This is a genomic window from Micromonospora avicenniae, from assembly GCF_900156065.1.
GTDB classification, from domain to species: domain Bacteria; phylum Actinomycetota; class Actinomycetes; order Mycobacteriales; family Micromonosporaceae; genus Micromonospora; species Micromonospora avicenniae.
In genome coordinates this window covers 46295-66262 of record NZ_FTNF01000004.1, presented here as the reverse complement: position 1 = coordinate 66262, position 19968 = coordinate 46295, and the positions used below count along the sequence as shown (strand labels likewise).

Here is a 19968-nt window from a genome sequence, read left to right as displayed (position 1 = left end):
GCGATGACCTCCGGAGCGCTGATCTTCCAGAGTGTCGTCCTGGGCCTGCTCCTCGGCGGGCTCTACGCCCTGCTGGCGTCGGGCCTGACGCTCTACTTCGGCATCATGCGGGTGGTGATGATCGCCCACTCGGCGTTCCTCATCCTCGCCGCCTACCTGGCCTGGTGGTCACACACCCGGTTCGGCGTCGACCCGCTGCTCTCCCTGGTCGTCACGGTCCCGCTCTTCTTCGCCGCCGGGGTGCTGCTGCAACGGGGCCTGCTCTCCCGGCTGCGTCCCGCCACGCTGACCATGATGTCGGTGCTGCTGACCTTCGCCATCGCGGTCATCATCGAGGGACTGCTCGGGTACGCCTTCACCGGCACCCAGCGCCGCATCCAGCTCGGGTACGGCACGGCGAACCTCGAACTGTTCGGCGCGCGGATCGCGGTGGTCAAGCTCATCGCGTTCGGGCTCGCGGCGGCCGCCCTGCTCACTCTCTATCTGCTGCTGAAGCGCACCACGTTCGGCTGGGCCCTGCGCGCCACCATCCAGCACCCCGACGCGGCCCGGCTGGTGGGCATCGACACCAACCGGGTCGCCGGTCACGGCTTCGGCATCGGGCTGGCCACCGCGGCCGTCGGCGGCACCGCGCTGGCCCTGGACACCACCATCTACCCGTCGCTGCACTGGCACTGGATCGGGCCGCTCATGGCGATCATCGTGGTCGGCGGGCTGGGCAGCGTGCCCGGAGCCGCAGCCGCGGCCATGGTGCTCGGCCTCACCCAGAGCCTGCTGCAGATCCCGCTCAACACCACCTGGGCGCAGACCGTCTTCTACCTCGCGCTCCTCGCCACGCTGGCGTTCCGCCCGCAGGGATTCTTCGGAGGCCGGCTTGCCCAGCGCTTCTGACCCGAGCTCGACCACCACCATCCGCCGACCGACGGTCACCGTCGCCCGAGCCGGCCGAGTCGTGCTGCTCGTGGTCCTCGTCGCGGCGGTGGTGTCGTTCCCGTCGCTGGCGCCCAACCCGTACATCCTCTCGGCCGGCATCCTCGTGCTGAACTACGCGCTGCTGTCGACGTCGTGGAACTTCGTCGGCGGCTTCACCGGGTACATCTCGCTCGGGCACGGGGCGCTCGCCGGGCTCGGCGCGTACGGCACCGGCCTACTCGTCACCAGGGCCGGCCTGCCCAGCTTCCTGGCGCTCGGCGTCGCCGCCCTCGTCGTCGCGGCGCTCGCCGTGCCGATCGGCTACGCGGCGCTGCGGGTCCGCGGCGCCTCCTTCGTGATCGTGTCGATCGCGCTGGTGCTGGTCCTGCTGCTGGTGTTCCAGAGCTGGGCCTCGTTCACCGGCGGCTCGCGCGGGCTGACCGTGCCGCGCCCGTTCCCCGACCTGCTGCGTCCCGAGCATCACCGGGTCTTCTGGTTCCTCTTCGCCGGGCTGCTGGCGCTCGCGCTGCTGGTCTGGTGGCTGATCGACCGCTCCCGGTTCGGCCTCGGGCTCAAGGCGATCCGGGAGGACGAGGACAAGGCGGAGTCGCTGGGCATCCCCACGTTCGCCTACAAACTCGTGGTGTTCGTGGTGTCGGCCGGCTTCACCGCCGCCGCCGGCGGCCTGTACGCGCTCTGGTTCGGCGACCTCGACCCGGTCTTCCAGTTCTCCATCCTGACCGGCTCCTACCTGGTGCTCATGGCGCTGCTCGGCGGCGTTCGCACCCTCTTCGGGCCGCTGCTCGGGGCGCTGGTCGTCGGCACGGCGCTGGAGTACTTCAAGGTCGAGTACGGCGGCACCCCGCTGCATCTGGTCGCCACCGGCCTGCTGCTCGCCCTCGTCGTGCTCTTCATGCCCGACGGCGTGCTGCCGGCGGTCGCCGCAATGCTCGACCGGTTCCGCCCGGCACAGCAGTCGATCCGTGAGGTGACCGCCGCCGAGTTGCGCGAGCAGCGCGAGAGCGGCGTCAGGGCGGAGACCGAGTTGGCCGCAACGCGCCCCGGCACACCATCGACCAGGGAGCGAGCATGACCGACCAGGCGCTGCGGACCGAGGGCCTCACCAAGGCGTTCGGGGGAGTGGTGGCGCTCGACGGCGCCGGCGTGGCGTTCCGGCACGGGCAGGTCAACGCGCTCATCGGGCCCAACGGCTCGGGCAAGACGACGTTCTTCAACTGCGTCACCGGCATGATCCGCGCCGACTCGGGACGCACCGTCTACCGGGGGCGGGACATCACCCGCGCCACGCCGCACGCCGTCGCGCACGCCGGCATCGGCCGCACCTTCCAGCTCTGTCGGGTCTTTCCCCGCATGTCGGCGCTGGACAACGTGCTCGCCGCCGTACGCCCGGGGGGTGTGCTCGGTCGGTTGCGGGGCGCGCGCGGCCGGGCCGAGGTCGACCGGGCGCGCGGCTGGCTGACCCGGCTGGGCATCGAGCACCTCGTCGACGTCGAGGCGCGCAACATGTCGTGGGGGCAGCAGAAGCTGCTGGAACTGGCCGGCGTGCTGATGAGCGACCCGGAGACGGTCCTGCTGGACGAGCCGGCCGGCGGCGTCAACCCGGCCCTGCTCGACCGGATCGGCGGCCTGGTCCGGGAACTCAACGCCGAGGGCCGCACCTTCGTCATCGTCGAGCACAACATGGACCTGGTGATGAGCATCAGCGACCACATCGTGGTCTTCGACCGGGGGCGACCGATTGCCGAAGGGCCGCCGTCGGTCATCCGTTCCGACGAACGCGTGCTGGGGGCCTACCTTGGCGTCTGAGATCGAACTCGTCGACATCCAGGCCGGCTACGGGCGCGCCGCCCCCGTGCTGCGCGGGCTCTCCGTGGCGGTGCCGGCCGGTTCCATCGTCTGCCTGGTCGGCCCGAACGGCGCCGGCAAGTCGACCGTGCTCAAGGCAGCCAGCGGGCTGCTCAAGCCCCGGTCCGGGCGGATCCTGGTCGGCGGCCGGGAGATGACCGGCCAGGGGCCGCAGGCGATGCTCGCCGCCGGCGTGGCGCACGTGCTGCAGGGGCACAGCGTTTTCCGCGAGATGACCGTGGCCGAGAACGTGCTCCTGGGCGGCTACACGTTGCGGGACAAGGCGTTCGCCGCCCGCCGGGCCGAGTTCGTCAAGGAACTGTTCCCGGTGGTCGCGCAGCGGTGGGGGAGCCTCGCCGGGCTGCTCTCCGGCGGCCAGCAGAAGCAGGTCGAGTTCGCCCGGTCGCTCATGGTGGACCCGAAGGTCGTGCTGCTCGACGAGCCGTCCATGGGGCTGGACCCGAACGCGACGGCGACCGTCTTCGAGCAGATCGTCCGGATGCGGGACGCCGGCACGGCCGTTCTGCTGGTCGAGCAGAACGCCAGGCGGGCACTGGAGGCCGCCGACCTGGGTTGCGTCCTCGACCTCGGCCGCGTGCACATCTCCGGTCCCGCGTCCGAACTGCTGGCGGATCCGCAGCTCGGCGAGCTCTACCTCGGCGGTCGCCCCGCCGAGCCGCCGGTCGTTCCGAAACGCTGAAAGCTCGCACGGCATCACCGCACAACCGACATAGCGAGGTCCGGCCACCTGGGTAAGGGCTTACCAGGACCGGACCGCCGAGGTTCGTGGCACAGAGAGGTGTACGCGATGTCCAGAGCAGGACGCGTCGCCGCCGCCACCGCCGCCGTCGTGGCGGCCGGGGTGCTGGTCGGCGTCGCGGCGCCACAGGCGTCGGCCTTCCGGCCGGGCCCGCGTGACGTCCACCCGTCCCTACGAGACGATCTGGTCGCCTTCTACGACTTCGACCATCCGGTCCCCGGTGACGAGGCGCTCGAACGCGACCAGGGCCGTTCCGGCACCGAGATCGAACTGGTGAACGGCGGTCCGGCGATGCGCGTGCCCGACCGCGCGTACGCCGGCAGCGGCCGGGCGTTGCAGACCCGGCAGATCGGGCCGACGGTCGCCGGCAACGACGACTGGAAGGCCGGCATCTTCTCGGCCGGCGGGGTGCGTACGCTGCGCGCGTTCAACGCCGTCGGCGGCACCACGGTGATGGGCTGGTTCAAGGTCGAGATGACCGCGCCCCTGCCGAACTCGAACACCGCCGATCCCGGCGACCGCTACAACGCCATCGGGCTGGCCGGTGTGCTGACCGGCGACTCCGACGGGCACGGCGTACGCGCCCTGCTGGAACTCATCGACGTGAACGGGGAACTGCGGCTGGTCGCGCTCGGCCGCCGGCTCGACGGCGGCGACTCCCAGACGTTCGCGGCGGCAAAGGACTGGCGCACCCTGCTGCCGGCCGGTCGGTGGGTGCACCTCGCCGCCACGTTCGACTTCAGCACCGGCGTGATGGCGCTCTACCGCGACGGCGAACCGCTGTCCGGCTTCTACACCCGTACCGACGACCCGTGGCTCGTCGGCGGACCGGGCCCGTACGTCACCACCGCCTCCGACCCGCGCGGCATCAAGATCGGCGGCAGCTACCCGCAGGACAACCGAGAGCAGAACCCGTGTGACTGCCGGATGGACTCGCTGATGTTCCTCGACCGCGCGCTCGACGCGCGGGAGATCGAGCGGCAGTACCGGCACATGACCCACGGACGCTGACCCGTCACCGTCCCCCGTCCATCGAGAACGGAGTGACCCGTGCGCATCTTCCCTCGCCGCCTGCGCAGATCGGCGGCCACGGCGGCGCTCGCGACCGCCGCGCTCACCCTGTCGCTGGTGGCCGCGGCGCCCGCCCGCGCCGCCGACGCGATCTACGATCCGGTACCCGAAGCGCAGATCCAGAGTCGCCTCGGGCTGGTCCTCACCGAGTACGCCGCGTTCCCGAAGTCCGAGCCGACGCCGACGCCGACGGATGCGCGGCTGATGCGGCACGCCCGGATCAACACCATCATGGAGATCCCCGACGGCTCCGGCCGCCGGGCGGTGCCCGACCTCAACGGCAAGCTGTACGTGGTGCAGAACGGCGTCCCGCACGTCTACCTCGACGTCGCGTCGACCTTCGCGCCGAAGTTCTTCTCCGGCCGAGGGCTGGGCCAGGGCTTCGGCTATGTGGCCTTCCACCCCGACTTCAAGCGCAGCGGGAAGTTCTACACGATCCACACCGAGCAGGCGTCGCTCGCCACCGAGGTGCCGGACTGGTCGCAGACCGGCACGCTCTTCCACGGCGTCATCACCGAATGGACGGCGAACGACCCGGCGGCCGACACCTTCGCGGGCAGCCGCCGCGAGGTGCTGCGGGTCGGTTTCGGCGGCCAGGTGCACGGCATCCAGGAGATCAACTTCAACCCGACGGCGAAGAAGCACGACCCGGACTACGGCATGCTCTACCTCGCCGTCGGCGACGGCGGGCTGGGCGTCCGCAACACCGATCCGCAGAACCTGGCCCTGCCGCACGGCAAGCTGCTGCGGATCGACCCGCTGGGCACCAACGCCGCGAGCGGCCGGTACGGCGTTCCGCCGTCGAACCCGTTCGTCGGACGGGAGGGGGCGCTCGGCGAGATCTACGCGGTCGGCTTCCGGGACCCGCACCGCTTCAGCTGGGACCGGCAGACCGGCAAGATGTACCTCGGTCACATCGGCGAGCACGCCATCGAGGCGATCTACGAGGTGCGTGCCGGAGACAACTTCGGCTGGAGCGAGCGCGAGGGTGCGTTCGTCTTCGACAAGACCTCGACCAGTCCCTGCGACAAGCTCTTCCCGCTCCCCGCGGACGACGAGCAGTACGGTTACACCTACCCGGTGGCCGCGTACGACCACGACCCCGCTCCGGGCTGGAACTGCACCTCGGACGTGGGCGTCGCGGTGGCCGGCGGGTTCGTCTACCGGGGTCGGGACGTGCCCGCGCTGCGCGGCAAGTACGTCTTCGGTGACCTGGTCGACGGCCGGGTGCTCTACACCGAGGCGAAGCAGATGCGGCGGGGGCAGGGGCTCGCCCCGATCCACCGGCTGGCTCTCTTCGACGCCGCCGGCACCCCGGTGCGGATGCAGGACCTCTCCGCCCCGGGCGCACCGGGCGACCCGAACCGCGTCGATCTGCGTTTCGGTACCGACGCGCAGGGTGAGCTGTACATCCTGGCCAAGGCGAACGGAAAGATCTGGAAGGTGACCGGTACGCGGGAGTTCGCCAGCGGGCGGCCTGGCACGACGAAGGTCCGGGACACGATGCGCCCGACCAACTGGGCGCCCGTCACCCCGTCCAAGTGGCAGTTCACCGGCGAGGAGGTCATCCTGGCCGAGGCGGGCGTGCAGCGGCCCGGCCCGCGCCGCCCGTTCGAGTACGCCGTGCTCACCGCCGGTCCGGCCTTCGGCGCGGTGGACATCACCGCGCAGGTGCGGCTGGACACCCCGGTGGAGGTGACCAACCGTGATGTGATCATCGTGTTCGGTTACCGCTCGGACACGGAGTTCTACTACGCGCACCTGTCGACGGACAACACGATCCTGCCGCACAACGGCATCTTCAAGGTCGACAACGCGGACCGGGAACGGATCGACTACCAGTGGAACGGCCGGTCGCGGGGTGCCGCGCCGGCCATCGTGGACGCCGACTGGCACAGCGTCCGCGTCCGGCACCTGCCGGCCACCGGCGAGATCGCGGTCTACGTCGACGGGTCGAAGGACCCGCTGATGACGGCCCGGGACACCACGTTCGGTTCGGGTCGGGTGGGCTTCGGCTCCTTCGACAACGTCGGTCGGCTGCGTGATCTCACGGTCCGCGGCACTCCGGCGGACTGATCGTCCGTCCGGGCGGCGAGGCTCTCGTCGATCAAGAGGTTGGCGGTGTTCGTGGAGATCGACACGGCCGCCGACCTCTTGATCAACAGGGTGGTGACCTGATCAACGGGGTGGTGACAGGCGGGGTGTGCTGGCGCGCAGGACGACCTCGCCGGCGACGCGGTGCACGCGGGGGCGTGCCACGCCGTCGTCGAGGGCCAGCCGGACCGCGAGCGCGCCGATCTCCTCAAGCGGGATCCGCACGGTGGTCAGCCCCGGATTGACGTCGCGGAGGGTGGCGATGTCGTCGAACCCGGCGATCGCCATTCCGGTCGGCGGGTCGATCCCCCGGTCACGCAGCGCGGCCATGGCGCCTACCGCCATCACGTCGTTGACAGCGAAGACGCAACTCACGTCGGGGTCCCGGTCGAGTAGCTCGCGCATCGCCGCGTAACCGCCGTCGCGGGTGAACGGACCGGGTACGACGTGCTCCGGGGCGAGCCGGCCGCCATGCCGGGTCAGCGCCTCCCGGAACCCGGCCACCCGCTCGGTCGCCGTGAGCAGTTCGGTGGGGCCGGCGAGCACAGCGAACCGCCGGTGCCCGAGGTCGTGCAGGGCGTGGCCGAGGTCCCGTGCGCCGGCGTGGTTGTCGATCGAGATGGTGTCCACCGGGAGGCGGGGTTGGCTGACGGCGACCGCCCGGCCCCCCTCGGCCTCGAACGCGGCGAGTTCCTCGGCCAGCTGCTCGGTGGCCGCCCGGTCGTCGGTGCGGCTGCCGACCACGATGACCACGCTGGCCCAGTGCCGGCGGAACGCCCCCACGTAGTCGGTCTCGGCTCCCGGCCGCCGCTCGGTGCTCGCCATGGTGACCAGCAGGCCGTGTGCCTCGGCCTCGCGCATCACGCCGGCGGCGACGGCGGAGAAGTAGGGGTCGGCGATGTCGTGCAGCGACAGGCCGACGATGTTGGTGCGACCCCGGGCCATCGCCTGGGCGTGCGCGTTGGGGGAGTAGCGCAGCTCTGCCGCGGCCCGCAGCACCCGCTCGCGCAGCTCCTCGCCGACGACCCGGTTGGCGCTGCCGTTGAGGGCGCGGGACGCGGTGGCCAGCGAGACGCCGGCGCGCCGAGCCACGTCGTGCAGCGTGACGGAACCGGTCACGACACCGTCCTTCCCGGTGGACGCCGGTCGGAAATCGTCCGCCGTCAGCCTAGGAACCGGCCGATCACGCCGTCAAACCCGGTGACCTGCGCATCTTCCATGTGCAGGAGTCGATCGGTTTCGGTGCTGACCGGCCGGTGTGGACGGGGCTTGCACCGGCGGCTCGCTCTGCCATACCGTCCCGGTAAGCGCTTTCCCAAGGAGGTCGTCGATGGCCGCTCGCAAGCTCGGCGTGGTTATGAACGGGGTGACCGGCCGGATGGGATACCGGCAGCATCTCGTCAGATCCGTCCTAGCCATCCGGGAGCAGGGCGGCGTGGCGCTCTCCGACGGCACCCGGGTGCAGCTCGACCCGCTGCTGGTCGGGCGGAGCGCCACCAAGCTGCGCGAGATCGCGGAACGGCACGACCTGCCCCGATGGACGACCGACCTGGACGCCGCGCTGGCCGACGCCGACTACCCGGTCTACTTCGACGCCCAGGTGACCCAGGTCCGGGAGAAGTCGCTCCTCAAGGCGATGGACGCCGGCCGGCACGTCTACGCCGAGAAGCCCAGCGCCGAATCGCTGGCCGCCGCGCTCGAACTCGCCCGGCACGCCCGGCGGGCCGGCGTGAAGAACGGTGTGGTGCACGACAAGCTCTACCTGCCCGGCCTGATGAAGCTCAAGCGGCTGGTCGACAGCGGGTTCTTCGGCCGCATCCTGTCCGTACGCGGCGAGTTCGGCTACTGGGTGTTCGAGGGCGACTGGCAGCCGGCCCAGCGTCCCAGCTGGAACTACCGGGCACAGGACGGTGGCGGCATCGCGCTGGACATGTTCCCGCACTGGAACTACGTGCTGGAGAACCTGTTCGGCCGGGTACGGGCGGTCACCGCGCGGGTGGCCACCCACATTCCCCAACGGTGGGACGAGCAGGGCCGGCGATACGAGGCGACCGCCGACGACGCCGCGTACGCCATCTTCGAACTCGACGACGGAGTGATCGCCCAGATCAACTCGTCCTGGGCCGTCCGGGTCAACCGGGACGAGTTGGTGGAGTTCCAGGTCGACGGCACCGAGGGCAGCGCGGTGGCCGGGCTGCACCGCTGCCGGGCGCAGCACCGGACGCTCACCCCGAAGCCGGTGTGGGACCCGGACCTCGCGGAGACCCTGCGCTTCCGCGACCAGTGGCAGGAGGTACCCGACAACGCCCTGATCGACAACGGCTTCAAGGTCCAGTGGGAACAGTTCGTGCGGCATGTCGTCGAGGACGCGCCGAACCCCTACGACCTGCTCTCCGGTGCCCGCGGGGTGCAACTCGCCGAGGCCGGGCTCCGCTCATCGCGGGAGGGACGCCGCGTCGAGTTGACCGAGTTGACGGCATGAGCGCCTCGGTGCGGTTGCCCCGTTCCGACGGGACGGTGGAGGAGCGGCGGCTGGCGGAGCCGGGCCAGTGGCCGCGGCCGTCCGGGCCGATCACCTCCCGCGTCGCCTTCGCCGCGGCGCACGTGGTGGCCGACCCGCTGGGCGACAACACCCCCGGCGCACCGGCGGCCCTCGACTGGGAGGCCACCCTGGCGTTCCGCCGGCATCTCTGGTCGTACGGCCTGGGGGTGGCCGAGGCGATGGACACCGCCCAGCGTGGCATGGGTCTGGGCTGGGCCAGCACCCGGGAACTGATCGCACGCAGTGCCTCGACCGCGCGCGAGGTGGGCGGCCGGATTGCCGCCGGCGCCGGCACCGATCACGCCCCGGCCGACCTCGGCTCCCTCGACGACGTCACCGCCGCCTACTGCGAGCAGATCGAGGTCGTGGAGGCCAGCGGTGCACAGGTCATCCTGATGGCGAGTCGGCAGCTCGCCCGGCTGGCCCGCGGCCCCGAGGACTACGCCAAGGTTTACGGGCGCCTGCTCGAGCAGGTCTCCGGCCCGGTGATCCTGCACTGGCTGGGGCCGATGTTCGACCCGGCGCTGCGCGGCTACTGGGGCTCGCCGGAGGTGCCGGCCGCCACCGACGCGTTCCTCGACCTCGTCGGGCAGCACGCGGGCAAGGTCGACGGGGTCAAGGTGTCGCTGCTCGACGCCGGGCACGAACGCGCTCTACGGGCCGCCCTGCCGAGCGGCGTCCGGCTGTACACCGGCGACGACTTCAACTACCCGGAACTGATCCGAGGCGACGGGACGCACCACAGCGACGCCCTGCTCGGCGTCTTCGCCGCCATCGCACCGGCCGCCTCGGCCGCGCTCCAGGCCCTCGACACCGGCGACCTGACGCGTTACGACGAGGCGTTCGCGCCGACGCTGCCGCTGGCCCGGCACATCTTCACCGCACCGACCTGGTACTACAAGACCGGCATCGCGTTCCTCGCCTGGCTCTGCGGTCACCAGCCCGGCTTCACCATGGTGGGCGGACTGCAGAGCGCCCGATCCGTGCTCCACCTCGCCGAGCTGGCCCGGCTCGCCGACGACGCCCGGCTGCTGCCCGATCCCGACCTCGCCGCCGCCCGTCTGCGGACGTTCCTCGACGTCGCCGGAGTGCCGCGATGACCGGCCGGCCGGCTCGGTCCACCGTGCCCGCCGTCGACGTGCCCTCCGGCCGGCCCGCCGAGGTGCCGACACCGGCACCCGGCGACGCGCGGCTCACCCGACTGTCGCTGAACCAGAAGACCACCGAGCGGTGGTCGGTCGCCGAGGCGGTCGCCGGGTGCGTACGGGCCGGCCTGCCGGCGATCGGGCTGTGGCGCGAGCCCGTCCGGCAGATCGGCGTGCCCGCCGCCGCCCGTCTCGTGGCGGACGCCGGCCTGCGGGTCTCCTCGCTGTGCCGGGGCGGCTTCCTCACCGCCGCCGATCCGGTGTTGCGGCGGCGCGCGCTCGACGACAACCGACGCGCCGTCGACGAGGCCGCGGAGCTGGCCGCGGCCTGTCTCGTCATGGTTGTCGGCGGCCTGCCGGAGGGCTCGCGTGACCTGGCCGGGGCACGCCACCGGATGGCCGAGGGGATCGCCGAGCTGGTGCCGTACGCGGCCGAGCGGGGCGTACGACTGGCCCTGGAACCGATGCACCCGATCTTCTGCGCCGACCGCGGGGTGCTCTCCACCCTCGGGCAGGCGCTCGACCTGGCCGAGCGGTTTCCCGCCGAGCGGGTGGGGGTGGTGGTCGACACGTTCCACGTCTGGTGGGACCCGGACGTGCTCGGCCAGATCGATCGGGCGCGGGGCCGCATCGCCGGCTTCCAGGTCTGCGACTGGATCACCCCGCTGCCTCCGGACGCCCTGCTCTCCCGGGGCATGATGGGCGACGGGCACATCGACTTCCCGTTGCTGCGCCGCGCCGTCGAGCGGGCCGGCTACACCGGCGACGTCGAGGTGGAGATCTTCAACGCCGACGTCTGGGCGGCCGATCCGGACGACGTCGTGTCCACGCTGGCCCGCCGCTACGTCACGCACGTGCTGCCCGACTGAGTGGTCGACGAGGGCGGCCGACGGTGCGCGCGACCGCGCGGCTCAGAGCACCTGGGCCAGGAATCGGCGCAGTCGTGGGTGCTCGGCCGCCTCGAAGACGGCCGCCGGCTCACCGGCCTCAAGCACCACGCCGTGGTCCATGAAGGCCACCGTGTCGGCCACCTCTCGGGCGAAGCCCATCTCGTGGGTCACCACCACCATGGTCATGCCACCGGACGCGAGGTCCGCCATCACCCCGAGCACCCCCTTGACCAGCTCCGGGTCCAGGGCGCTGGTCGCCTCGTCGAAGAGCATCACCTGCGGCTGCAACGCCAGCGCGCGGGCGATCGCCACCCGCTGCTGCTGCCCACCCGAGAGGTGGCCGGGTCGCGCGTCCGCCTTGGCGGCCAGGCCGACGAGTTCCAGCTGCGCGCGGGCGATCGTCACCGCCTCCTCCTCGGGCAGCTTCCTGATCCGGCGCAGCGCCAGGGTGACGTTGCGCAGCACGCTCATGTGCGGAAACAGGTTGAACTGCTGGAAGACCATGCCGATCCGCTGGCGCAGGGCGTCCGGATCGTCGGCCAGCACGCTGCGCCCGTCGAGCAGCACGTCGCCGCGGTCCGGCTCGATGAGCCGGTTGATCGTCCGCAGCAGCGTCGACTTGCCGGAGCCGGACGGCCCGATGACGCAGGCCGTCCCGCCGCGGACCACATCCAGGTCGGCGCCGCGCAGCACCCGGTTGGGCCCGAAGGCCAGGTGGACATCGCGTACGGCCAGGCTGACCGAGGTGCTGGTGGCGGCGGTCATCGCCCGCTCCCTCCCGCCGCGCCCGGCAGTGCCGGGTCGGCGTCGTCGATCTCGTCGGTCGGCCGTGCGGCGGGCCGACCGTGTCGCAGCCGGGCGTCGATCGCGTTGACCACATGGGTCAGCGGCACGGTCAGTGCCAGGTAGAACAGGCCGGCCAGCAGCAGGGCGGATTCGTTACCGGTGGTGGCCGCGTAGTCCTGCCCGATCCGGAACAGCTCGCGCTGGCTGGCCACCAGGCCGAGGAAGTAGACCAGGCTGGAGTCCTTGATCAGCGCGATGAGCTGGTTGACCCAGGCCGGCAGGACCCGGCGTACGCCCTGCGGAATGATCACCACCCGCATCGCCTCGGCCCAGGAGAAACCCAACGCACGGGCACCCTCCAACTGGGTCGCCTCCACCGACTGGATGCCGGAACGGAAGATCTCTCCGATGTAGGCGGCGGCGATCAGGGAGAGCGCCAGGATGCCCAACGGGTAAGGGTTCGGCCCCCACACCTGCATGCCGAGCGGCGCCAGGCCGACGCCGATCAGCAGGATCGTCGCGGCGGCCGGCAGGCCCCGGAACACGTCGGTGTAGACCCGCGCCGGCCAGCGCAGCCACCGGGTACGGGAGATGCCGGCTACGGCCAGCAGCATGCCCAGCACCGAGCCGAGCAGAGCGGCGGAGACCGCGAGGATCAGGGTGTTGGGCAGCCCGACGGTGAGCATCTCGGGCAGCGCCTCGCGCATCGAATCCCAGTCGAAGAACGTCTCCCACAGGGTCCGCAACGGATCCATGTCTCGCCTCTCCTACCGCTCCGCTCGGTCGTCTCGCCGTACTGTCAGGACACGGGCGACGCGGACGCGGTCGGCGCCGCCGGGACCGCCACCGTGCCGCTGCCCGGCTTGAAGTCCGCCGGGATCGGCCGGCCCGGGTAGTACTGGGCCTGCAGCCGGCTCCACGTGCCGTCGGCGATCACCTCGTCGAGGCCCTTGTCCAGCGCCTCGCGCAGGGCGTCGTTCCCCTTCGCCACCGCGTACGCCGTCGGTGCGGGGCTGAGCAGCTTCGCGGCCACGGCGATCTTCCCGCCGCTGTCCGCCGCCGACTTCTCACCGATCTCGGCCGGGGCGATCCAGGCGTCCGCGGTACCGGCCTTGAGCTGGTTGATCGCGCCGTTGTAGTCCGGTACGCGCACCGGGTCGAGTCCCTTGCCGCTGGCGTAGTCGTCCTGGACGGTGCCCTGCACGACGACGACCCGCTTACCGGCGAGCTCGTCGAAGCTGTGGATCGGCGAGCCGGCTGGTACGTCGAGTCCGAAGTAGCCGAAGTCGTACCCGTTGCCGAAGTCCACGGTCTTCTTGCGGGCCTCGGTGATGGTGATCGACGAGCTGCCGACGTCGAACTTGTGGTTGTTGACCTGGGCGAGCAGCGCGGAGAAGTCGGTGCCGACGAACTCCACCTTCAGGCCGATCTTCCCAGCGACCGCGGTGAGCAGGTCGTTGTCGAAGCCGGTGAACTTGCCGTCCTTCAGGTACACGTTCGGCGGAGCGTCGGTGAGCGTGCCGGCGCGCAGGACGCCCGGCTGGAGCAGGTCGTACGGGTTGTCCGCGCCGGCCGAGGCGTCGTCGCCGCAGGCGGTGAGGGCGGTGGCACCGAGGATCGCGGCCGCGCCGACGGCGACCAACCGGGTCAGGGAAGGAAGGAATCGCACAGGTGTCTCCGGATGTCGGGAAGCGGCGGAGCACGGACGTGTGCCGCCGACGGCGCGCCGCAGGGGCACGCCGCTGGAGGGTTCGGGCTGGCGGGAGAGGGCGCGGTCAGCGCCGCGCGCCGGCAGGACAGCCGGCGCTGCACACCAACATCATGTCGACGTGCCGACGCCGGGTCAGTGCCGGCGAATCGGACCGCCGGACGGACGCGTCGGGCACGGTGCGGCCGACTGACGAGATGGTGTGGTGGAACGACATTGGCTCTCCCGGGTCGTTGCTGACCTGGGGACCAGGCCACGCTTGCACCGGATTCGCTCCGGTGCCCGGTCTTCACCCGGGGCACCCCACCGCGGAGGAGGGTTGCCGGCCAGCAAGCCGGGGCTTGACGCTGGCGCTCATGACCTGCGCAAGAGGTTAGCAGCCCGGTACGGACAGTCGTCCAGCCGTTATGACCACGCTCACTCCGGGCGGGGAGGCCCAACCGGTGCACGCAATGTCCGGCCTGCGTACGGCGGCGACCGTCGGCGGTCACCCGTCGGGTCCGACCGCTGGTCGAGGTGGGCACGTCCGGCTGGCGAAGCGCGTCGCTCAGCAGACGGCCGGGTGCCATCAGCGGCGCGAGGCGCGACGGCGATCAGGCACCCGGCCTGTGGAACGAGGTGCGCGGAACGTCCCGGCTCCCGTGGTCGGAGAGCCGGGACGGCCTGCGGTCAGAGAGTGGAGACGTTGAGCAGCTTCTCCTGGATGCCGTCCGGGTCCCCTGCCGGCCAGCTGTAGGCGGTGGTGCCGGCGGCCTGGAGCGCCGACTTGACCGTGCTCGGCGAAGCGGTGGGGTGAGTGGCCTTGTAGAGCGCCGCCCCTCCGGCGACGTGCGGGCTCGCCATCGAGGTGCCGGACAGGGTGGCGTAGCCGGCGCCCTTGTAGGTGGAGTAGATGCAGACGCCCGGCGCCATGATGTCGACGTCACCGCCGTAGTTGGAGAAGTCGGCGAGGGTGTCGTCCACGTCGCTGCGGCAGGTCGCCGCCGCGCCGCCGCCGGGGAGGCCGTTGAAGTCAGCCAGGGCGCTCACGGTGACCACCTCGTCGTAGGCCGCGGGCACGTGGTTGGCGGCGTCGTCGGTCTCGTTGCCGGCGGCGACCACGTAGGTGACGCCGGCGGCGACGGACCGGCAGATCGCTTCGTGCATGGCGTCCTTGTTGGTGCCGCAGGCGCTGTCGGTGCCCGCGCCGCCAAGGCTCATGTTCGCGACCTCGATCTCGCTGGCGTGTGCCGTCACGTAGTCGATGCCGCAGATGATCGCGGAGAACGAGCCGCTGCCCGCGTTGTTCAGCACCCGGACCGGCCAGATGCGGGCACCTGGTGCGACGCCGACCACGCCGGCGCTGTTGTCCAGCGCACCGATCGTCCCAGCGACGTGTGTGCCGTGACCGTTGCCGTCGTCGGCGCTGTTGCCGGTGGAGCAGTTCTTGGCGCCGGCGGTGTAGACGTTCAGGTCGGGGTGGTCCAGGTCCACCCCGCTGTCGATGACGGCGACGTCCACGTTGACCCGCTCGTCCAGGCCGTTGATCTTCGCGGTCGGGCTGAGCTCGGCGTCGGCCCGGTTGATGCCGGTCGGCGTCGTCTGGGCGTCGGCGGTCACCAGACCGTCGCGCTGGACGAAGAGCACCCGGGAGTCGCGAGCGAGGCGAGCGGCGGCGGCGTCGCTCATCCGGGCCGAGTAGCCGCGTAGGGCGTGCTCGTACACGTACCCGACGCTCGCGCCACCGGCCCGGGCGTGTTCGGCGGCGACCGACGGGGCGTCGGTGCCGGCGCGGAGGACCACGATGTAGTCGCTGGTCGTCTGCGCCGTGGCGGCGGTGGCGCCACTCCCCAGGGTGGCGACGACGATGCCGGTCAGCATCGCGACGCCCACTGTTCTGCGCATGGGGGTTCCGTTCCTCTCCACTGCGGTGGGTGGGCGGTTGGTTGCCCAAGGCGAGGTTGGCCGCACGGGAGCGGTCCCGACCAGATGCGTCAGCTATTCGTTACGATAAATACATCAATGTGGTTGAAAAGCCGCACAACACAGAACCCGACGTTGGAACGTCGGGTTCCTGCGGCCTCCTGACCGGTTATCGGCGAACGGCGACGGGGCGTTTCACCGGAGGCGTCTTGGTGCCGCGCCGGTGGGCGACTACCGTTCGAGCCAGCCGGAAGAAGGGCCCGCGAGCGCATGGAGACACCGGATCCCGACGTCGTACGGCAGGCTGCGGCGGGCGATTCGGCGGCGGTCGCCCGGCTGCTGGCACTGATCCGGCCGATCGCGGTGCGCTACAGCCTTGCCCGGCTCGGCCACGTGGGCGCCGGCGGCGCCACGGCCGAGGACGTCGCGCAGGAGGTCTGCCTCGCCGTCCTGCGCGCGCTGCCGCGCTTCATCGACCAGGGCCGGCCCTTCCTCGCCTTCGTCTACGGCATCGCCGCCCGCAAGGTCGCCGACGCGTGCCGCGCTGCCGGGCGGGACCGGGCGGAGAGCGTCGCGGAGGTGCCGGACATTCCCGACCCCGCCCCCGGCCCCGAACACCGCGCCCTCAACGCCGACCTGGGCACCCGACTCGTCGGGCTGCTGGCCCAGCTCCCGGCGACCCACCGGGAGATCCTGGTGCTGCGACTGGCGGTGGGCCTGAGCGCCGACGAGGTCGGTACGGTGCTGGGCATGACCGGAGGCGCCGTCCGGCTGGCCCAGCACCGCGCCCTGACCCGGCTACGTGCCGTCGCCGGCGACACCCTCAGCGAGGTCCTCCGGTGACCGGTCATCTGCCGCCGCCGCAGCCGGAGGACCCGGTTCTGCGTGACGACCGGCTCCTCGATGCTCTGAGCCGGGGCGGGCCACCTCCGGCTGACCACCCGGTGGACGACCCACTTCCCGGGCTGCTGGGCAGCTGGCAGTCGGGTGTGGAGGCGCGGGCGCGGCAGATGGAAGCCGTGTCGGCCGCAGCCGGGCCCACGGCCGTCAGCCCGCCGGATGAGACGACACCGCGCGCCGGTACCGCACTCCCGGACTCGAACCCGCACCTCACCGCCACCACGAGCGGCGGCCAGGTGACGGTTCGCCGCCCGCCGGCCCGGATGATCGGGTCACGGCGTCGCCCGGCCGCGGGCGGCGGCCCCTCGGCAACCGGCCGCCGGCGACGCAGAGGGTTCGCCGCCGTCGCGCTGGCCCTGGTCGGTGTTCCCTGCGGGCTCTGGCTGGGCGCCGCACATGCCGAACCCGGCGGGACGCTCTGGCCGGTAACCCGGCTCGTCCATGCCGACCGGGCCGAGTCGATGCAGACCCGTTGGGAGATCGGCCAGGCGCTCGACCGGGCAAGGCGCGACCTCGCCGAGGGCCGGCACGACGCGGCCCGCAGTCAACTGGAGCGGGCCGCCGAACTGCTGGGCCGGGTCGATGACGACGCGGCCGCCGCACGGCTGCGCGACGAGATCGAGGGCCTGGGACGCCAACTGCCGGCCCCCACGCCGGCAGAGACGGTCGCGCCTGTCCCGCAGAGCACCGAGTCGGACGAGCCGTCGGATCAGGAAGCCCAGCCGAGCAGTCCCGCGTCCGCCACCGCCGAGACGGGCCTGGCGACCTTGGGACCCGAAGCACCGAACCTGCCCGCTCCTGCCGACCGAACACCACGCCCGGCGGATCCGGCGCCCCGGGAACCAGTGTCCACGGATCATCCCTCGACCACCACGGGTCGGACGCCCCGCCCGGCCGATCCGGCGCCACCGCGACCGACGGCCGGGAAGCCCGAAGAACCGCCCACGGCGACGAGCAGGACCACCCGTACACCTCGCTGAGGCACACCCGCACCGGCCGCGCGCCCGGGTCAAGCGGCGGGGCGGACCTCGCCGTGGGTGCCCTCGGCGTGCAGGTCCCAGCTGCGGCCGAACGCCTGAACGCCGAGCAGCCGGACCGGACCGAGGGACTCCGGCAGGTGCGGATCCAGGACCAGCCGGCCGTCGACCGCGTCGAGCCCGAGCAGCGTACGTAGGAACAGCAGCGGCGCTCCGCTGGCCCAGGCCTGCGGGTTGCACGCGGTGGGGTAGGGGACCGGCCGCCGGCCGAACCGGCGGTCGTAGCCGGAGAAAGCCTCGGGCAGCCGATGCTCGGAGTAGGCGGACGCCTCCATCATGGCCCCGATGATGCGATCGGCCGCCTCGTGCTGGCCGTAGCGGGCGAGGCCGGCCGCCACTATCGAGTTGTCGTGCGGCCAGACGGTGCCGACGTGGTAGCCGATCGGGTTGTAGCCGCTGTCGGCGGTGGAGAGGGTACGCACGCCCCAGCCGGAGAACATCTCGTCGGACATCAGCTGGGCGGCCACCAGCCGCGCCCGCTCCGGCGGCACGATGCCGCTCCAGAGCAGATGGCCCATGTTGGACGTCATCGAGTCGATCGGCCGCCCGTCGCCGTCCAGGCCGATCGCGTAGTAGCCGCCGCGCTCCGGTATCCAGAAGTCGCGGTTGAACCGGTCCTGCAGGGCCGCTGCCTCGGCGCGCAGCCGCTGCGCGAGCGTCGGATCCCGCATCGGCCCGTCGGCGAGTTCCGCCGTGCGGATCTTCGCGTCGTACGTGTAGCCCTGCGTCTCGCAGGTGGCGATCGGCAGCACCGGGATGGTCCCGTCGGCGAACTGCACCCCGTCGGGCGAGTCCCGCCAGCACTGGTTGCCCAGGCCCTCCCTGGACCGGGTCGCGTAGCCGACGTAGCCGGAGCCGTGCAGGTCCCCGTGTTCGTCGATCCACCGCAGGGCCGCCCGGGCGTTCGGCCACAGCTCGTGCACCAGCGTGTCGTCGCGGGTCCACCGCCAGTACTCGGAGAGCACGATGAGCCAGAGCGCGGTGGTGTCGGCGCCGCCGTAGTAGGGCTGGTAAGGCTTCAGCCCCAGCTGTGTCAGCTCCCCGGTGCGGAATTCATGGAAGATCTTCCCGGGTTCCCGGTCGGTGAAGTCGTCGTGCTCCTGGGCCTGGTGGCTGGCGAGCACCAGCAGCGTGCCCCGCGCCATCGCGTTGCCGAGGGCGATCGTCTGGTACCCGGTGATCAGCGTGTCCCGGCCGAACACGGTCATGAACCAGGGCAGCCCCGCGGCGTGCAGTACCACCGGTTCGCCCCGGATACGCTTCTCCAGGCGCATCGAGGCCAGGTCGGCGGCGGACTTGCGGTACACCGCGACCAGCCGGTCCGAGCCGGAGTCGAGCCGCGGTACGGACGCGAGCCAACTTGCCGACGGGTCCTCGGCGTCCCGCTCGAAGACGTCGCCGAAGCTGCGGGCGACCGGCTGGAACCGCTCCTCGCCGCAGTGCAGGGGTACCCGCAGCTCGCACCGCCAGGCCTCGCCGCGATTCAGTCGCAGGTGCCAGACGAGTGCGTCTCCGTCGATCTCGGTCGCCGCCGGATCGGCCTCGACCCGCACCATCGCGAAGTAGGTGCCGTTGCGGTAGGCGAAGCAGAGCGCGGAGCCGTCCCGCTCGTGGCTGCGGACGATCTGCGCGGAACGGTCCCGGCCGGATTCCTTGATCTCGAACAGGTCGGCGAAGTCGGTACCCACGGCGAGCCGTAGCCGCAGCTCGACCGGTTCCGGGCCGAAGTACCGCAGCTCGATGCGCTCGTACATGCCGTCGCCGACGAACCGCTGCCGGCGGACGCCCACCCGGTTCGGCGGCAGGTGCGGCAGATCGGTGTTGGCGAGGAAGAACGCGGCGGAGAACGGGTCGACGGTGCCGGCGCCCAGCACCATCAGCGGCGCGCCGTCGAGCGTGAGTTCCCACCGGTCGAGGAAGCGCGTGTCGTCGTGCACCAGCCCGCCGATGGTGCCCTTCGGCACGTCACCGGAGGCGTTGGAGAACATGAACGTGCGTCCCTCCAGCACGCTCACGGCGTCCGGTCCCAGCTCCGGCGGCAGGTCGCGGCCGGCGCCGCTGGTCACCCGATCGTCGGGGGCCAGGTCCGGCCACGGCTGTGCCGGTGTGCGTCGTCGTTCCGCAGCCGTCACGTGCCCCCCAGCCGGCGCTTCCGGGCCTGCCCTTACCGCGACCCTATGTCCGCTCGCGCGATCGGCGTGGTGGCATCGACCAACATCGCGTGGCGACATTCATAGAAGAAGCTTGATGCATTTGGTGGCGTCGGCGGGTCCCTGCCGCTCCGGGGAGGGCACCCTGTACCAAGGGTCAGACGTTCCTCGTCGAGGGACCGCGCAGCGGCGGCTACGTGTACGG

General features: G+C 71.8%; 17 protein-coding genes and 1 riboswitch. Of the genes, 11 read left to right on the top strand and 6 right to left on the bottom strand.

From position 1 onward, the window contains the following. Positions 1-3: 3 nt before the first annotated feature. From BXA10_RS08305 to BXA10_RS08280, 6 genes are all read left to right on the top strand, one after another. Positions 4-891, top strand: coding sequence for a branched-chain amino acid ABC transporter permease (locus BXA10_RS08305; RefSeq protein WP_076469443.1), 888 nt, complete (start codon positions 4-6; stop codon positions 889-891). After that, positions 875-2005: a branched-chain amino acid ABC transporter permease gene (locus BXA10_RS08300; RefSeq protein WP_245828170.1), complete on the top strand. Its 1131-nt coding sequence runs from the start codon at positions 875-877 to the stop codon at positions 2003-2005. The genes BXA10_RS08305 and BXA10_RS08300 overlap by 17 nt, the downstream gene beginning before the upstream one ends. Beyond that, entirely contained in the window at positions 2002-2739 is a 738-nt protein-coding gene (locus tag BXA10_RS08295) for an ABC transporter ATP-binding protein (RefSeq protein WP_076469441.1), read from the top strand. Before BXA10_RS08300 ends, BXA10_RS08295 begins: the two co-directional genes overlap by 4 nt. After that, positions 2729-3478: an ABC transporter ATP-binding protein gene (locus tag BXA10_RS08290; protein ID WP_076469438.1), complete on the top strand. Its 750-nt coding sequence runs from the start codon at positions 2729-2731 to the stop codon at positions 3476-3478. Before BXA10_RS08295 ends, BXA10_RS08290 begins: the two co-directional genes overlap by 11 nt. Before the next feature lie 108 nt (positions 3479-3586). Beyond that, on the top strand, positions 3587-4549 hold the full coding sequence (locus tag BXA10_RS08285; protein ID WP_076469930.1) for a LamG-like jellyroll fold domain-containing protein: 963 nt from the start codon (positions 3587-3589) through the stop codon (positions 4547-4549). Between the two features lie 39 nt (positions 4550-4588). Then, on the top strand, positions 4589-6685 hold the full coding sequence (locus BXA10_RS08280) for a PQQ-dependent sugar dehydrogenase (protein WP_084752343.1): 2097 nt from the start codon (positions 4589-4591) through the stop codon (positions 6683-6685). A gap of 102 nt (positions 6686-6787) precedes the next feature. Here BXA10_RS08280 and BXA10_RS08275 read toward each other — a convergent pair whose 3' ends face one another. After that, on the bottom strand, positions 6788-7822 hold the full coding sequence (locus tag BXA10_RS08275) for a LacI family DNA-binding transcriptional regulator (protein WP_076469436.1): 1035 nt from the start codon (positions 7820-7822) through the stop codon (positions 6788-6790). Between the two features lie 211 nt (positions 7823-8033). Here BXA10_RS08275 and BXA10_RS08270 point away from each other — a divergent pair, with 211 nt between their 5' ends. Genes BXA10_RS08270 through BXA10_RS08260 form a run of 3 tightly spaced genes read left to right on the top strand, consistent with a single transcriptional unit; the run spans position 8034 to position 11259 of the window. Continuing rightward, positions 8034-9185, top strand: coding sequence for a Gfo/Idh/MocA family protein (locus BXA10_RS08270; RefSeq protein ID WP_076469432.1), 1152 nt, complete (start codon positions 8034-8036; stop codon positions 9183-9185). After that, positions 9182-10345 carry a dihydrodipicolinate synthase family protein gene (locus BXA10_RS08265; protein WP_076469429.1) on the top strand — a complete coding sequence of 388 codons (1164 nt, stop codon included), beginning with the start codon at positions 9182-9184 and terminating at the stop codon, positions 10343-10345. Before BXA10_RS08270 ends, BXA10_RS08265 begins: the two co-directional genes overlap by 4 nt. Next, positions 10342-11259 carry a sugar phosphate isomerase/epimerase family protein gene (locus BXA10_RS08260; RefSeq protein WP_076469427.1) on the top strand — a complete coding sequence of 306 codons (918 nt, stop codon included), beginning with the start codon at positions 10342-10344 and terminating at the stop codon, positions 11257-11259. Before BXA10_RS08265 ends, BXA10_RS08260 begins: the two co-directional genes overlap by 4 nt. A gap of 42 nt (positions 11260-11301) precedes the next feature. On the opposite strand, the gene BXA10_RS08255 is transcribed toward BXA10_RS08260, so the two are convergent. The 4 genes from BXA10_RS08255 to BXA10_RS08240 all read right to left on the bottom strand — a co-directional run bounded on the left by BXA10_RS08255 (position 11302) and on the right by BXA10_RS08240 (position 15658). Then, on the bottom strand, positions 11302-12045 hold the full coding sequence (locus BXA10_RS08255; protein ID WP_076469426.1) for an amino acid ABC transporter ATP-binding protein: 744 nt from the start codon (positions 12043-12045) through the stop codon (positions 11302-11304). Continuing rightward, a complete protein-coding gene (locus tag BXA10_RS08250) occupies positions 12042-12821 on the bottom strand; it encodes an amino acid ABC transporter permease (RefSeq protein ID WP_076469424.1) in 780 nt (259 codons plus the stop codon). Before BXA10_RS08250 ends, BXA10_RS08255 begins: the two co-directional genes overlap by 4 nt. Before the next feature lie 44 nt (positions 12822-12865). Continuing rightward, positions 12866-13735 carry an ABC transporter substrate-binding protein gene (locus BXA10_RS08245; RefSeq protein WP_076469423.1) on the bottom strand — a complete coding sequence of 290 codons (870 nt, stop codon included), beginning with the start codon at positions 13733-13735 and terminating at the stop codon, positions 12866-12868. 289 nt (positions 13736-14024) lie between these two features. Beyond that, positions 14025-14136: riboswitch (SAM riboswitch) on the bottom strand. A gap of 307 nt (positions 14137-14443) precedes the next feature. Next, a complete protein-coding gene (locus BXA10_RS08240) occupies positions 14444-15658 on the bottom strand; it encodes a S8 family peptidase (protein WP_076469420.1) in 1215 nt (404 codons plus the stop codon). Between the two features lie 288 nt (positions 15659-15946). Here BXA10_RS08240 and shbA point away from each other — a divergent pair, with 288 nt between their 5' ends. Beyond that, positions 15947-16519 carry an RNA polymerase sigma factor ShbA gene (shbA, locus tag BXA10_RS08235; RefSeq protein ID WP_076469418.1) on the top strand — a complete coding sequence of 191 codons (573 nt, stop codon included), beginning with the start codon at positions 15947-15949 and terminating at the stop codon, positions 16517-16519. Then, entirely contained in the window at positions 16516-17556 is a 1041-nt protein-coding gene (locus BXA10_RS30760) for an anti-sigma-D factor RsdA (RefSeq protein ID WP_076469416.1), read from the top strand. Before shbA ends, BXA10_RS30760 begins: the two co-directional genes overlap by 4 nt. 29 nt (positions 17557-17585) lie before the next feature. Here BXA10_RS30760 and BXA10_RS08225 read toward each other — a convergent pair whose 3' ends face one another. Continuing rightward, positions 17586-19745, bottom strand: coding sequence for an amylo-alpha-1,6-glucosidase (locus BXA10_RS08225; protein WP_076469414.1), 2160 nt, complete (start codon positions 19743-19745; stop codon positions 17586-17588). Positions 19746-19968 lie beyond the last annotated feature (223 nt).